Annotated in this window: 11 protein-coding genes; 6 read left to right on the forward strand and 5 right to left on the reverse strand. The window is 46.7% G+C overall.

All coding sequences use genetic code 11. The features are described from left to right. Positions 1 to 51 precede the first annotated feature (51 nt). Positions 52 to 945: an alpha/beta fold hydrolase gene (locus EXU57_RS13455; RefSeq protein WP_133268744.1), complete on the forward strand. Its 894-nt coding sequence runs from the start codon at positions 52 to 54 to the stop codon at positions 943 to 945. Positions 946 to 1,013: 68 nt separating this feature from the next. Continuing rightward, a complete protein-coding gene (locus tag EXU57_RS25120; RefSeq protein WP_165958133.1) occupies positions 1,014 to 1,778 on the forward strand; it encodes a ZIP family metal transporter in 765 nt (254 codons plus the stop codon). 135 nt (positions 1,779 to 1,913) lie between these two features. Here the strand turns inward: EXU57_RS25120 and EXU57_RS13460 are convergent, their stop codons facing one another. Then, positions 1,914 to 2,354 carry a VOC family protein gene (locus EXU57_RS13460; protein WP_133268745.1) on the reverse strand — a complete coding sequence of 147 codons (441 nt, stop codon included), beginning with the start codon at positions 2,352 to 2,354 and terminating at the stop codon, positions 1,914 to 1,916. 234 nt (positions 2,355 to 2,588) lie between these two features. On the opposite strand from EXU57_RS13460, the gene EXU57_RS13465 reads away from it, so the two are divergent. The 3 genes from EXU57_RS13465 to EXU57_RS13475 all read left to right on the forward strand — a co-directional run bounded on the left by EXU57_RS13465 (position 2,589) and on the right by EXU57_RS13475 (position 6,666). Continuing rightward, complete coding sequence (locus tag EXU57_RS13465; protein ID WP_133268746.1) at positions 2,589 to 3,374, forward strand: amidohydrolase; 786 nt, start codon at positions 2,589 to 2,591, stop codon at positions 3,372 to 3,374. A gap of 44 nt (positions 3,375 to 3,418) precedes the next feature. Then, positions 3,419 to 4,519, forward strand: a complete 1,101-nt coding sequence (nagA, locus tag EXU57_RS13470; protein ID WP_133268747.1) for an N-acetylglucosamine-6-phosphate deacetylase — start codon at positions 3,419 to 3,421, stop codon at positions 4,517 to 4,519. 98 nt (positions 4,520 to 4,617) lie between these two features. Continuing rightward, positions 4,618 to 6,666 (forward strand): M13 family metallopeptidase, encoded by a 2,049-nt coding sequence (locus tag EXU57_RS13475; protein WP_165958134.1) that lies wholly within the window; start codon positions 4,618 to 4,620, stop codon positions 6,664 to 6,666. Between the two features lie 246 nt (positions 6,667 to 6,912). On the opposite strand, the gene EXU57_RS13480 is transcribed toward EXU57_RS13475, so the two are convergent. The 4 genes from EXU57_RS13480 to EXU57_RS13495 all read right to left on the reverse strand — a co-directional run bounded on the left by EXU57_RS13480 (position 6,913) and on the right by EXU57_RS13495 (position 10,743). Then, a complete protein-coding gene (locus tag EXU57_RS13480) occupies positions 6,913 to 8,406 on the reverse strand; it encodes a S41 family peptidase (RefSeq protein WP_133268748.1) in 1,494 nt (497 codons plus the stop codon). 32 nt (positions 8,407 to 8,438) lie between these two features. Then, entirely contained in the window at positions 8,439 to 8,759 is a 321-nt protein-coding gene (locus EXU57_RS13485) for a hypothetical protein (RefSeq protein WP_133268749.1), read from the reverse strand. An 88-nt stretch (positions 8,760 to 8,847) separates the two neighbouring features. After that, positions 8,848 to 9,885: a thiamine-phosphate kinase gene (thiL, locus tag EXU57_RS13490; RefSeq protein WP_133268750.1), complete on the reverse strand. Its 1,038-nt coding sequence runs from the start codon at positions 9,883 to 9,885 to the stop codon at positions 8,848 to 8,850. 81 nt (positions 9,886 to 9,966) lie between these two features. Further along, on the reverse strand, positions 9,967 to 10,743 hold the full coding sequence (locus EXU57_RS13495) for an inositol monophosphatase family protein (RefSeq protein WP_133268751.1): 777 nt from the start codon (positions 10,741 to 10,743) through the stop codon (positions 9,967 to 9,969). A gap of 110 nt (positions 10,744 to 10,853) precedes the next feature. On the opposite strand from EXU57_RS13495, the gene EXU57_RS13500 reads away from it, so the two are divergent. Next, positions 10,854 to 12,785, forward strand: coding sequence for a glycosyltransferase family 2 protein (locus tag EXU57_RS13500; protein WP_165958135.1), 1,932 nt, complete (start codon positions 10,854 to 10,856; stop codon positions 12,783 to 12,785). The last annotated feature ends 172 nt before the right edge of the window (positions 12,786 to 12,957 follow it).

Consider the following 12,957-nt stretch of genomic DNA (forward strand, 5'->3'; position numbering starts at 1 on the left):
AAGCCCCAGCATTAATAACAAATGGCTTAATTTGTTGAACAAACATGTTTTATGGCGCTAACGCAAAAACTCTTTTTGCAAATCAGTTTCCTTGTTCTAAGTCTTATCGCTTATAGGTGCGATGCGCAAAAACTCTTGTCGGGTTACGTAAATGTAGATGGCACAAAGGTGTACGTTGAAGCAGGCGGAAAGGGAGATCCGGTAATCCTTGTTCATGCAGGTTTTATGGATCGCCGTATGTGGAAGTATCAAACCCCTGCTTTGTTAAACAAACACCAGGTCGTCCTGGTCGACTTACCCGGACATGGGCAGACCATAGATACCATGCAGGCTCCATTGGCAGAAAAGGTTATCAGGGTTGTTATGGATTCACTGCATATTCATACAGCTGCCTTTGCCGGTATATCCCTGGGTGCAGCGGCAGTTCTTGATTTTGCCACGTCATACCCCGACAAGGTGGGTAAGCTGGTGCTTATTTCTGCCGGCCTAAGTGGCTGGGAAGAAGGCCGCCAGCTTCAACCTGATACCAGGGAATATTTTAAGTTGCTGGATACTTCCCTTAAAAAGAGGGACACTGCCGCTGCAGCCGAGGTATTTACACATTACTGGCTTGAAGGACCAAAACGCAGCAATGTGGATGTGGACAGCAGCTTGCGGCGTACGGTATTGAATACGATCTACTACAATATGAAACAGCACCGTGCGTCGGGGTGGCCAAAATCCTCTTCGCCATCGGCTATTCATAAACTTGCAATGATTAAAGCACCTGTTTTACTAATAGCGGGCACTGAAGATATGAACGAGGTACTGCAGATTAATAAATACCTGGCAACAAACATCACGGGAGCAAAACAGGTCATGGTGCCCGATGCCGGCCATTTCCTGAACCTTGAAAGGCCACAGGAGTTAAACAAAGCGCTATTGCAATTTTTAGGTGGGCAGTAGCCTCTGTCTGTAGATCCGCGCACATCAATTTTTGAACAAAACCCTTCTTACAACTTAGTTTTCCAGGTATGCTACCATCATCTTTACAGGCTGGTTTGTGGGGCTTGTTGGCCGGATCGGCCCTGGTTATCGGGGCAGTATTCGGCTACTTCCTAAATATACCGCAACGGCTGGTTGCCGGGGTAATGGCATTTGGAAGTGGTGTTTTGATCTCGGCGCTCTCTTTTGACCTGATGGATGAAGCTTATGCCAGGGGTGGCTTTGACTCAACGGCAATTGGTTTTCTTTCAGGAGCCATTATTTATACCGTTGCAAACGTATTGCTCGCGAGGGCGGGAGCAAAACACAGGAAACGCTCGGGAGCGCAGCAACATTCGGAACATACAAAAGCCGGCAGCGGAATGGCGCTTGCCATTGGTGCTCTTATCGACGGTATTCCCGAGTCAATTGTTATCGGGGTAAGCATGATCAAGGGTGGCAATGTGAGCCTTGTGGCGGTAGTAGCCATTTTCCTCAGCAACGTTCCCGAGGGTTTAAGCAGCGCCTCAGGTATGAAGAAGGCAAAACGAAGCGCCCGGTACGTTTTCACCCTATGGTCAGCTATAGCACTTACAAGTGGAATTGCAGCTTATTTTGGCTTTGTTGCATTCGAAGGGTTTGGTGAAGAGGTAATTGCTGCTACTACGGCAGTTGCCGCTGGTGGTATTCTTGCAATGCTTGCCGACACGATGATACCTGAAGCATTTGAAACTGCACACAACTATTCCGGTTTGATCACAGTTGTAGGCTTTTTATGTGCTTTTGTGCTTACTAAACTTAGTGAGGCTTCGTAGCACTTCACAGGATCACGTTTGCAGGTGCTAGCAGTTGTGCGTTTTAAAAAAGCCTACCTAACTACGGATTATAATAAAAACGTTATACGACTTGCAGGTAGGCTTTGCGACACAGTTACACCCTCCTATTTTCGACTATGACTTACCTGCTTCTTCCCTGGCGTATTCGATAATCCATTCAATACCGTATTTGTCTCTAAAACAGCCAAAGTATGAACCCCAGGGAGTGTCACCCATAGGACCTTCTATTTGTCCGCCTTCGGAGAGTCCATCGAACAATTTGTCTGCCTCTTCTTTACTTTCAGTAACAATTACAATTTTGCTCCTGTTCTCATTCTCGTTAGTTCTCCCCATACTTTCCGGAACGTCGTTTCCCATCAGCATATTGGTTTTCCCGATAGGTAAAGCGATATTGAAAACCTTATTGGCTTCCTTTTCATCTACCGGTATACCAAGGTTTGCAAGGTCTTTAAAACGCATGAGCTTTGTGAACGCTCCGCCAAATACGGATTTGTAGAAGGTAAATGCTTCTTCGGCATTCCCGTTAAAATTAATGTGAGGATTGATGGTCGCCATCTTAATAGATTTAAGTTCATAAACCTAGCACTTAACGATCACATGCGTAAGGTATAATCGCGTCAAAAAAGAGGTTGATTGCGCCAGCAGTGGCCTGAATTGGTGAAAGTTGTTCTTTACAATGGCACCTACTTTTAATTGCATGGGTTATTGGCGTTAGCGCCTGGTTTTTTCCCCTGCCCCGGGTTTCCGACCATCATAGCGCTTAATTTTGTTTCACTTAAAACCGCAACCATGTCCACGTTAACCTGCACGCTTATCCAAACTGCGCTTGAGTGGGAGAACAAAGCTGCAAACATGCGCATGTTGGAAGCGAAAATAAGGGGGCTTGATAAAACGGAAGTGGTGATTCTACCTGAAATGTTTAGCACAGGTTTTAGCATGCAACCCGGCCGTTTTGCAGAACCCATGGATGGACCAACAGTTGAATGGATGCGTAACCTCAGCGCTGAACGGAAGATTATACTTACCGGTAGCCTGATGATTGAAGAGGAGGGTAAGTTTTACAACCGCCTTGTTTGGATGCTTCCGAATGGCCAGATGGGATTTTACGATAAGCGCCATTTGTTTGCCTATGCCAACGAGCATAACCATTATACTAGGGGTGAAAAGCGCCTGGTAGCTTCAGTTAAAGGGTGGAAAATCAACCTGCAGGTATGTTATGACTTGCGGTTTCCCGTGTGGGCGCGTCAGCAAACAGATGGTGAGCCCGAATATGATTTATTGGTATACGTTGCTAACTGGCCCGAACGGCGCAGTCATGCATGGAAGACCCTGCTCAAAGCCCGTGCAATCGAAAATCAATGTTTTGTTATTGGGGTTAACCGTGTTGGTGATGATGGCAATGGTATTTACCACAGTGGCGATAGTATGATCATTAATCCAATAGGCGAAGTTCAGTTTGAGCAGGCCCATAACGAGTTTGAACACACGGTAACCCTGCAGAAGGATGAACTTAACGAAGTACGGTTAAAGATGCCGTTTTGGAAGGATGCTGATCCGTTTATGATCTTACAATAATCTCCTCGCCTGATTTTTGCACTGTAAGTTCAAACCCCGGATAAATGCCTACCGCCTACTCTGCTGATATACTATTTACAGGAGATGAATGGCTTCACCAACACGCTGTACTGGTAAGCAATGGCATTATCACCGATATCATTCCTACGCAGTTTATTTCTCCCGTGTTTAACGTAACCCACTATGGGGGTTCAATCATGGCGCCCGCATTCATCGACCTGCAGATTTATGGTGGGCTTGGCAAGTTGTTCTCACAGGACCCTTCTACTGAAACACTTAAAGCAATGCTGGCTTATTGTAAGACCGGTGGTGCGAGCTATTTTCTGCCGACTGTCGCCACAAATACCACGGAAGTTTTTTACCGTGCGATTGATGCTGTCCGGTCTTATTGGAGGGAAGGTGGTACAGGGGTTCTCGGGCTACACATAGAGGGGCCGTGGATCAACCGGTTGAAAAGAGGCGCACACGTGGCTGCCCTGGTTCAAATTCCAACTTTGAAGGATGTTTCAGCCCTGCTGGAATATGGCAGGGATGTTATCAAAATGATCACCCTGGCGCCAGAGGTTTGCTCAGCCGAGATTATTCAGTTGATCCAGGCGAATGATGTCATTGTTTCCGCCGGCCACAGTAATGCAACCTTTGCAGAGGCTACACAGGCATTTGATGACGGAATATTCCTGGCTACCCACCTGTACAACGCAATGAGTCAACTCCAGAGCCGCGAACCAGGATTGGTTGGAGCAATCATGCAGCACGATGCTGTGATGTCGAGTATAATTCCCGATGGGCAACATGTAGATTTCGCCGTGTTGAGTATTGCTAAGAAGGTGATGAAAGAACGGCTGTTCATTATTACGGATGCTGTTACGGATACAAAGGACGGTCCTTACCCGCACCAGCGGGAAGGCAACAAGTACGTAGCTGCAGGCACCCTCAGCGGCTCAGCACTGACGATGGCTGCCGGGGTAAAAAACTGTGTTGAATACGCAGATATTGAACTGGACGAAGCGTTACGCATGGCATCCTTGTATCCCGCCCAGGTAATTGGCATGCAAAACCAGCTTGGCCGGCTGGTGAAAGGAGCAGCCGCCGATTTTGTCGTGCTCGACAGCAACCTGGAAGTTGTTTTACAAAAAAGGGACTGAGAAAACCATCCCAAAATTCCGTTACAAACACCGGAATTAAACATCTGAAAAGATCACTTGTTATCTTGCATTGTTAAATAATTACCCATTTACAACATATGAAAAACAATACTTCCCTCCCGTTACTCGCTTTTTTGCTCGCCCCGGTGATCCTATGTGCGAACCCCGGTAAAGGGGACCCCAAGCCTGATTCGAAACAGAAGTTTATCGATAAGGCGAACATGGACCTTTCTGTAAAACCAGGCGATAACTTCTACCTATACGCAAATGGTAACTGGATTTCGAAAAACCCTGTGCCCGCCAGTAAAACCCGGTGGGGAAGCTTCGATGTATTGCGCGAAGAAAGCTCACAAAGATTGCGTGCGCTGCTCGATGAGTCTGCCGCGAATACAAAAGCAAACAGGTTAACACAAATGGTTGGCGACTTTTACGCCAGCGGAATGGATAGTGCAGCGATCGAGGCTAAGGGGATTACACCCATCAAGGCTGATCTCGATCGTATCGCAAACCTGAATAACATGCAGGGTGTACTGGGCGAAGTTGCCTACCTGAGAACTCAAGGCCTGGGGGCACCACTGTTCGGAACAGGGGTTGCACCCGACCGTAAGAATGTAAACCAGTATATTCCACAAATCGGGCAAGGGGGAACAACATTACCTGATCGCGACTATTACCTTAAAGATGATGCCCGAAGCACCAGGATCCGCGAAGCCTATAAGCAATACATACAGGCATCCTTTGGATTGATCGGTGAAAACCAGGCAGCAGCTTCGGCAGCCGCCAATGCTATCCTCCGACTCGAAACCGCCCTTGCAAACGCCCAATATAGCCGGGTAGAAATGCGTGACCCCTATAAAACCTATAACAAGTTTTCCGTTCAGCAGCTTAGCAGCACCACACCTTCCATTAACTGGCAAAGCCTGCTTACTCAGATGAAGATCCAGGCCGGTGACTCTGTATTGGTAAGCAACCCTGCATTTTTAAAGTCGGTTGACTCACTGCTTACTGCTACCCCCCTGACTGACCTGAAAAGTTATCTGAAGTGGAGCGTTATTAAAAGCTCGGCCCCATACCTCAATAATCGTTTCGTTGAAGAGTCATTTAGATTCAACCAGGTATTGACCGGCCAACGCCAACAAACACCAAGGTGGCAGCGAATGGCAAGCCTTCTTGATGCATCACTTGGTGAAATGCTTGGGCAACTCTATGTTCAAAAATACTTCCGGCCTGAAGCAAAACAGCGCATGGTTGAACTGGTAAATAACCTCTCGACCACTTTTGAGGACCGGTTAAAGCGGCTTGGCTGGATGAGTGAAGCCACTAAAAAACGGGGGATTGAAAAACTTAAAGCTTTCACGAAGAAGATCGCTTATCCCGACAAGTGGAAAGATTACCAGGGGATTACCATCACCAGAACCGACCTGCTCGCAAACATCCGGAGTGCGGATGTTTGGGCCTATAACGAAATGGTAAACCGTATGGGCAAGCCTGTCGACAGAACCCAATGGGGAATGACACCACCAACCATTAATGCGTATTACAATCCCAGTAACAATGAAATCGTTTTTCCTGCCGCCATTTTACAGTTCCCATTCTTCGACTTCGGAGCCGACGATGCGGTGAACTATGGTGGCATCGGTGCGGTGATCGGGCACGAGATGACCCATGGCTTTGACGACCAGGGCCGCCAGTTTGCCGCCAGCGGAAACCTTGAAGACTGGTGGGCAAAAGAAGACGCCGATAAGTTTAAGGCAAAGGCTGACATGGTGGTGAAACAATACAATGATTACACGGTATTGGATACACTACATGTAAATGGTAAGTTAACCCTGGGTGAAAACCTGGCTGACCTTGGTGGACTTAGCATTGCTTACGAAGCGTTTACAAAAACCAAACAGTTTAAAGAGGGCAAGAAAATCGATGACTTTACACCAGCTCAACGTTTTTTCCTGAGTTGGGCCCAGGTGTGGCGGAACAATGCGCTTCCCGAAACACAGGCGCAGCTGATCCTTACGGACTCGCATTCACCAGGCATGCATCGCGCCAATGGCCCGGTTGCAAATATTGATGCCTGGTACGAAGCGTTCAATGTTAAGCAGGGCGACAAAATGTATAAACCTGCGGACCAACGCATCCGTGTTTGGTAAGCAGTTATTATCAGGGTAGCACGCATGAATTTGAGCTTTTTTTGTGACCAGCATTTGAGCGTTGATGGAACATCGTTGCCCGCCCGGCTGCGCCAACGTTACTCAATAACAGGCCGCCCGGCAAATGCTGCCGGGCGGTTTTTTGGCAAGTATTGTTAACGGGTCTTTGTAGTAGAGTAATTAATGATCGCGATCTATGCCGCAGTCAAACGAGAGATCAGATTAGTGACAGTAATCCATTCAGGTCTATTTCTTAGCCTGGCTCTTCCCGGAGATAATCAGCTCGTGCACTTCCTCCATTTTGGCATCGACGCCCTGGCGGATTGCTGCAGATGAGGGGTTTACGGGTATGTCGGGAAATATGCCACGCCCGGTCTTAGGCCGGTTCTTGTCGATAACAATCCGGTAAAGTGGTAAAATCACCCGCACTTTACTGTTTGGCAGGTTAATCACCGGAAGGTGCATGGCAGTGTTCCCGTATGATCCGCCGCCGGTTTCTTCACCAACAACGGTTACATTGTCCTGGCCTTTCAGTGCACTTACAAACAGGGTTGCTGCCGAAAAGCTGTAACCTCCTGCTACCAGGTAGGTTTTGCCATCAAAATGGTTCTTTCTTTTTGGCTTAAACCGGTGGTTCTCGAAATAACTAAAGTGTATACGGCCGTCCTGCTTTTTTCGACCCGTTACGTGCATACTCAACCAATAAATAAACCACGGTTTTATATGTTGACGGTGCGTAAAACTGCGGCTAATTGCAGCGACGGTATCAGCAATCTTAAAGGGCCTTTTGATCAGGTATTGTGTAAGACGGGTACTGCTCATAATATTTCCTCCCCCGTTTTCACGAAGATCAATTACGAGGTTTTCAATCTTTTCCTGCCTAAGCTTCCTAAACGTTCGCCTGAAAAACGGTTGCAAATGTCCCTCACTAAAGGTGTTAACTTTCAGGATCGCGGTATGCAAACTGGTGTCAATCAACAAGCTCCTTTTCGACATCTTTTTAAACTGCCGGAACTCGCGGCGGGTTATTCCGCGCAACGAGTCAACGTCTTTACGGGTAAGTTCCGGTCGAGGTGTAAGACTTTTTACGATGGCATTCCGCTGCCGGCCCGTACTGTCGATATAACTCACCCGGTACTGGCTGTCGAGCCCAAAGGTATTGGCGTAATAAAACGGGAAATTAAAACTTACAATTTGTTGTTTGAAGTTAATCGTGTATCCGTCAGTACTGATAAACTGGTAAATACTGTCGAGCAATTGCCGGTTAGAATAGCCATTGATACCGGTTATGATCGTGCCCCGTCTTAATTCGGGATGATTTCGAATGCTGTTATTTACAAGCACCATGCTGTCATCCCACACCTTTAGCGATAGTGGAAATTGACGTGACCGTTTGCGGGTACTTAACCTATTGTATCTTGAAGATGAACGAACAGCGGTGTGACCGCAGTGAATTTTGTTGATCAGCCAGGCAAGTTTGTTTTTAAACTGATGTTCGGTGAGCGAGTCGGTGATTGATAAAATGGTTTGCCGGAAGTGCTCATCAAGAGAGTCTTTGGTGGTATACCAATAAAGGCTGGGATGGTTTTTTTCGAGAATGGCTTTCAGGAGTGAAACATCAGCTTTCAACGATTCGGGGCTCATCCTGGTTGTGGGAAGCTGAGCCTGTCTTGAAGCTCCACACCCCATTAATGAAACCGAAAGCACAGCTAAAATGAGTCTTACACACTTGATTTTCACTCCCACAATATACCTATTACTTTATTTCGTTTTCAGATCCTGGTGATCGTGATGATTTCTACCATAAACTTTTTTTCACTGCAACGGCACGGGTATACCTGCTCCGTTCTTTTGTACGTCACGTTTACTTCCTGTTCATCAACCTTAAACGCTTCAGGCAGGTTTGTTGGTATCTCATACGTTGATCCTATCCTGAGTGTCCAGCCAAAACCATCTACCCTGGGATCGCCCAGGTAATCGATTGTTGCTTTGGTTGTAATGGTTGGGCTGGCTGATGGTTCAGCACTGTTGTTGTTTTTAGAACAACCAGCAAATACCAACAAACAGCTGATCAGTACAAGTATCGTTTTCATAGTAGCTCTTGTTTATAGATAGGTCTGCGCAACCTATTCAAATACTGCCACCTCTGTGCCGCAATCCCGGCTCCAGGTGGCAGTATTGTTAAGCATTACCGAAAGCGTTCCAACCCTGCGCAACAATCTTGTGGGTGTTTCCTCCTTTGGTGGTAATGTATAAGCCTTCTTCTACATCCGTGATATAGCCGATTACAGATATATTTTCATTTAACACCAGCTTTTCGTATTCACTTTGCGGAACGGTAAAAAGCAGTTCGTAATCCTCGCCACCACTTAGCGCACAGGCAGTCGGGTCCAGCTCAATCTTATACGCGTACCGCCGGGCATCGTCGTGAACCGGGATTTTATCTTCGTAAATCATACAGCCCACATTGCTTTGCTTGCAAATGTGCATGATCTCGCTGCTCAACCCATCGCTTACATCCATCATGCTTGACGGCAAAATACCAGCCGACTCAAAGAATTCAACGATGTCTTTGCGAGCCTCAGGTTTTAGCAACCGGCCGATGATATATTCTTCATTCCCTAAATCGGGTTGAACCTGCGGGCTCTCGAGGTAGATTTTCTTTTCTCTTTCAAGTACCGTTAAGCCGAGGAATGCTCCCCCCAGAAAACCAGACACACAAAGGAGGTCGCCCTTTTTTGCTCCACTCCGCTTTACCATCTTTTCAGGAATAACCTCGCCCAATGCAGTAACGCTGATGATAAAGCCTTTTTGCGAAGTTGATGTGTCGCCGCCAATAAGATCAACGTTGTATTGCTCACAGGCAGCATATACTCCATTATAAAATTCATCCAGTGCCTCCAGGCTAAACCTGTTGCTGAAAGCAATACTCAGGGTGATGGAAGTTGGGTTGGCATTCATGGCGTAGATGTCGCTGAGGTTAACAACAACACTTTTGTAACCCAGGTGTTTCAGCGGGGTATACATCAGGTCGAAGTGTATCCCTTCGATAAGCATATCCGTAGAGATTACGGTTTGCTTACCAAAATGATCAATCACGGCACCATCATCACCGATGCTTAATATGGTTGAAGCATTCTGTATCTCGAAGTTTCGGGTCAGGTGGTCGATCAACCCAAACTCACCCAGGTCGGTAATTTCAGTACGCTTGTTTTCCATATTGGCGAAATTGCGGAATGATAAAATATTAACATTGAAAACGCTGCCTCTTGCAGCTTTAACGGTTTGCCTGCTGCACGCTTACATCCATTCACCATTCACCGCTTTCAGCAGTTCATCATGTATCAAACCGTTGGTAGCAAGAAGCTGGGGCTGGTAGGGCGAATAGGGATTACCCGAGAAATCGGTCACCTTTCCGCCAGCTTCCTCTACAATCAGGAATCCAGCGGCACTGTCCCATGCATTTAGCTTGTGTTCGTAAAAGCCATCAAAGCGGCCGGCGGCAACCCAGCAAAGGTCTATTGCAGCACTTCCCAACCGGCGAACCGGTACACCCTTGCGGATCAGTTTTTCAAAAATCTGCAACGGCCCGTTTGGAGTATCGATATAAGTATAAGGAAAACCGGTTACGATACAGCTTTTAATCAGTTCCGTTTTTTGGCCAACCCCGATCTGTTTGTCGTTGAGGGTTGCGCCTGAGCCCCTTTCAGCAAAGAAGAATTCGTTCATGAGCGGATTATAAACCGCACCCATTATGATGGTTCCATTATGTTCGAGCCCGATGCTTACGGCACAAATTGGAATACCATTGGCAAAATTCACCGTACCATCAATTGGATCGATGATCCATTTATAACTGCTGTCCATGATTAGCTCCCCTGATTCCTCAGTTAAGAGGTAGTGATCGGGGAAACTGCGGCGAATGGTTTCCATAATAATCCTGTCTGCCGCATGATCGGCTTCCGTTACAAGGTTATTCACACCTTCTTTGTTTGACACTTCAAAGGTTCCATTGAAGAACTGCCGGATTACATCCGCCCCCGCGTGGGTAGCTTCAAATAATGTTTGTTTAAGCATCCCGCAAAGATAAATGGACGTATTTTATTGATGGAAATAATAAGCCCTTGTAATAGTTTGGGCTTTGAAAAAAAATAATCGTAATTCGTGTAGACTAACAGCACCTGTTTTTGCAATTATCCATTATTATAGTAAACTTCAACGTCAGGTATTTTCTTGAGCAATGCCTCTGCGCTGTTCAAAAAGCCATTGAGGAAATTGATGCTGAGGTTTGGATCGTTGACAATGCATCATCCGACGGATCCATCGAATACCTTAGAAACAGGTTCCACTTTCCCATCTATTTGTCCAATGCAAATAACCTTGGCTTCAGCAAAGCCAACAACCTGGCGCTGCATAAAGCCCGTGGAGAGTTCATCTTGTTTTTAAATCCCGACACCATTATTCCGGAGGACTGTTTACTAAAGTGCCTTGCCTTTATGTGTTCGCATAAGGAAGCGGGAGCGCTTGGGGTCAGGATGGTGGATGGCAGCGGAAAATTCCTTCCGGAAAGCAAAAGGTCCTTTCCGGCCCCGTATACTTCCTTGTACAAACTTCTTGGGCTGAATGCAGTTTTCCCAAAGTCTAAGGTTTTCGACCGGTATGCCCTTGGATACCTTGATGAAAATAAAACACATGATGTTGATGTGCTTGCCGGTGCTTTTATGATGGTAAGGCAACCCTTGTTATTGCAGTTAGGTGGCTTCGACGAATCGTTTTTTATGTATGGCGAAGACATCGACCTTAGTTACCGCATACAGCAGGCCGGTTATCGCAATTACTATTTTGCCGATACCACCATCATCCACTTCAAAGGAGAAAGTACTAAAAAGGGCACCCTTAACTATGTGCACATCTTTTACAATGCGATGAGCATTTTTGTAAAGAAGCATTATGGCGGTAACAAAGCCCGAATGTATAACCGGCTGATCCATGGCGGTATCTGGCTTCGGGCCTCTGCAACAGTCGTCAACAACTTCCTCAAGCAGGTTTGGCTGCCGGCGGCGGAACTTGCAATTATGATGCTTGCGTTTTTGCTTGCAGGTATTGCAACCGGGTCCCTTTTCGCAAAAAATGCCCTGGCACCTGGCCACGCAATCGAGCTTTCCTGGCCCCTATTTGCCTCATGTTATTTGTTAACCGGTGTACTTGCCGGCATATACCACGAACGGTATAGCAATATAAAGGTCATCTCAGCCATTGCTATTGCGACCGCAGTAAACCTGATGGTCTTTGAACTTCTTCCGAACCCTGTGAGGTATGCCCCGGTAATCCTGGTTGCTGCTATCTGCGCTGCAACCCTGATTATTGTATTTCGTACGATATTACACAAGCTGAAGATTGTTAAAGCTAATAAGGCTGCCACTCACCGGAAACAGATCGCTATAGCCGGAACTGCCAGCCAGTTCGGAAGCATACACCGGCTGCTTTTGAAATCCGGGCACCTTGCCGCCGACATTCGTCATTTAGAAATCGACGAAGATCCTGGTACGCGGGATTTAGCTAAACTGGCACATGGTGTACGCGAGGGACAATATGGTGAAATCATCTTTTGTGAGGGCAACCTTAGCTTCAACGACATCATTGTCCTGCTGCAACAAGTTCCACAAGGTGTGTACGCCCGCTTTCATGCAGACCACAGTAGCTCCATAATTGGTAGCGACTCCCGGGATACTGCGGGGGAGTCGTTGTCGGACGAAGGTTATTATTCGCTTGCTGACCCGTACCAGCAATACATGAAAAGGTTGACTGATATCGTAATTGCTTTGTTCATCCTTGTTTCATTCCCGATACAGTTGTTGATTACCGGCAGCAGGATCATCCCGCATGCCCTGGTGGTTTTAAGCGGACGAAAAACATGGATGGGCTATGGGGTACAAAACCTTCAGATGCCTGTTTTTAAAAAAGGTTTACTCACAACTAACCGTAAGCCTGTTGCCAACATCTCCACTATTTCTTCGAAAAATACGGCACAGCACGAAAGCTCCTTTAGAACTGGTTTATACTGGCTTCGTGACATTAAACTCATTGTAAAGCATTACCGTAGAGCCGGCAAGAATTAACGGCTAAATGCAGGTGCGTTACAGCTTCCGGAACAATTCAGGGCATTTCACGTCTGCTTGAAAATGGATTTTGATACCATGAAACCTGATGCTGAACCGGCCCATCGAAATGAGCAGCCGGCAGATGTGGCAACAATGAATCATTCCTGGAAAATGCCGGTCACCAAAGAAA

Source organism: Segetibacter sp. 3557_3, from assembly GCF_004354985.1.
GTDB lineage: Bacteria > Bacteroidota > Bacteroidia > Chitinophagales > Chitinophagaceae > Segetibacter.

Bases quoted from the DNA above. Each gene is read 5' to 3' on its own strand.
- EXU57_RS13455 (WP_133268744.1), top strand. From the start codon at position 52: ATGGCGCTAACGCAAAAACTCTTTTTGCAAATCAGTTTCCTTGTTCTA.
- EXU57_RS25120 (WP_165958133.1), top strand. From the start codon at position 1,014: ATGCTACCATCATCTTTACAGGCTGGTTTGTGGGGCTTGTTGGCCGGA.
- EXU57_RS13460 (WP_133268745.1), bottom strand. From the start codon at position 2,354: ATGGCGACCATCAATCCTCACATTAATTTTAACGGGAATGCCGAAGAA.
- EXU57_RS13465 (WP_133268746.1), top strand. From the start codon at position 2,589: ATGTCCACGTTAACCTGCACGCTTATCCAAACTGCGCTTGAGTGGGAG.
- nagA (WP_133268747.1), top strand. From the start codon at position 3,419: ATGCCTACCGCCTACTCTGCTGATATACTATTTACAGGAGATGAATGG.
- EXU57_RS13475 (WP_165958134.1), top strand. From the start codon at position 4,618: ATGAAAAACAATACTTCCCTCCCGTTACTCGCTTTTTTGCTCGCCCCG.
- EXU57_RS13485 (WP_133268749.1), bottom strand. From the start codon at position 8,759: ATGAAAACGATACTTGTACTGATCAGCTGTTTGTTGGTATTTGCTGGT.
- thiL (WP_133268750.1), bottom strand. From the start codon at position 9,885: ATGGAAAACAAGCGTACTGAAATTACCGACCTGGGTGAGTTTGGGTTG.
- EXU57_RS13495 (WP_133268751.1), bottom strand. From the start codon at position 10,743: ATGCTTAAACAAACATTATTTGAAGCTACCCACGCGGGGGCGGATGTA.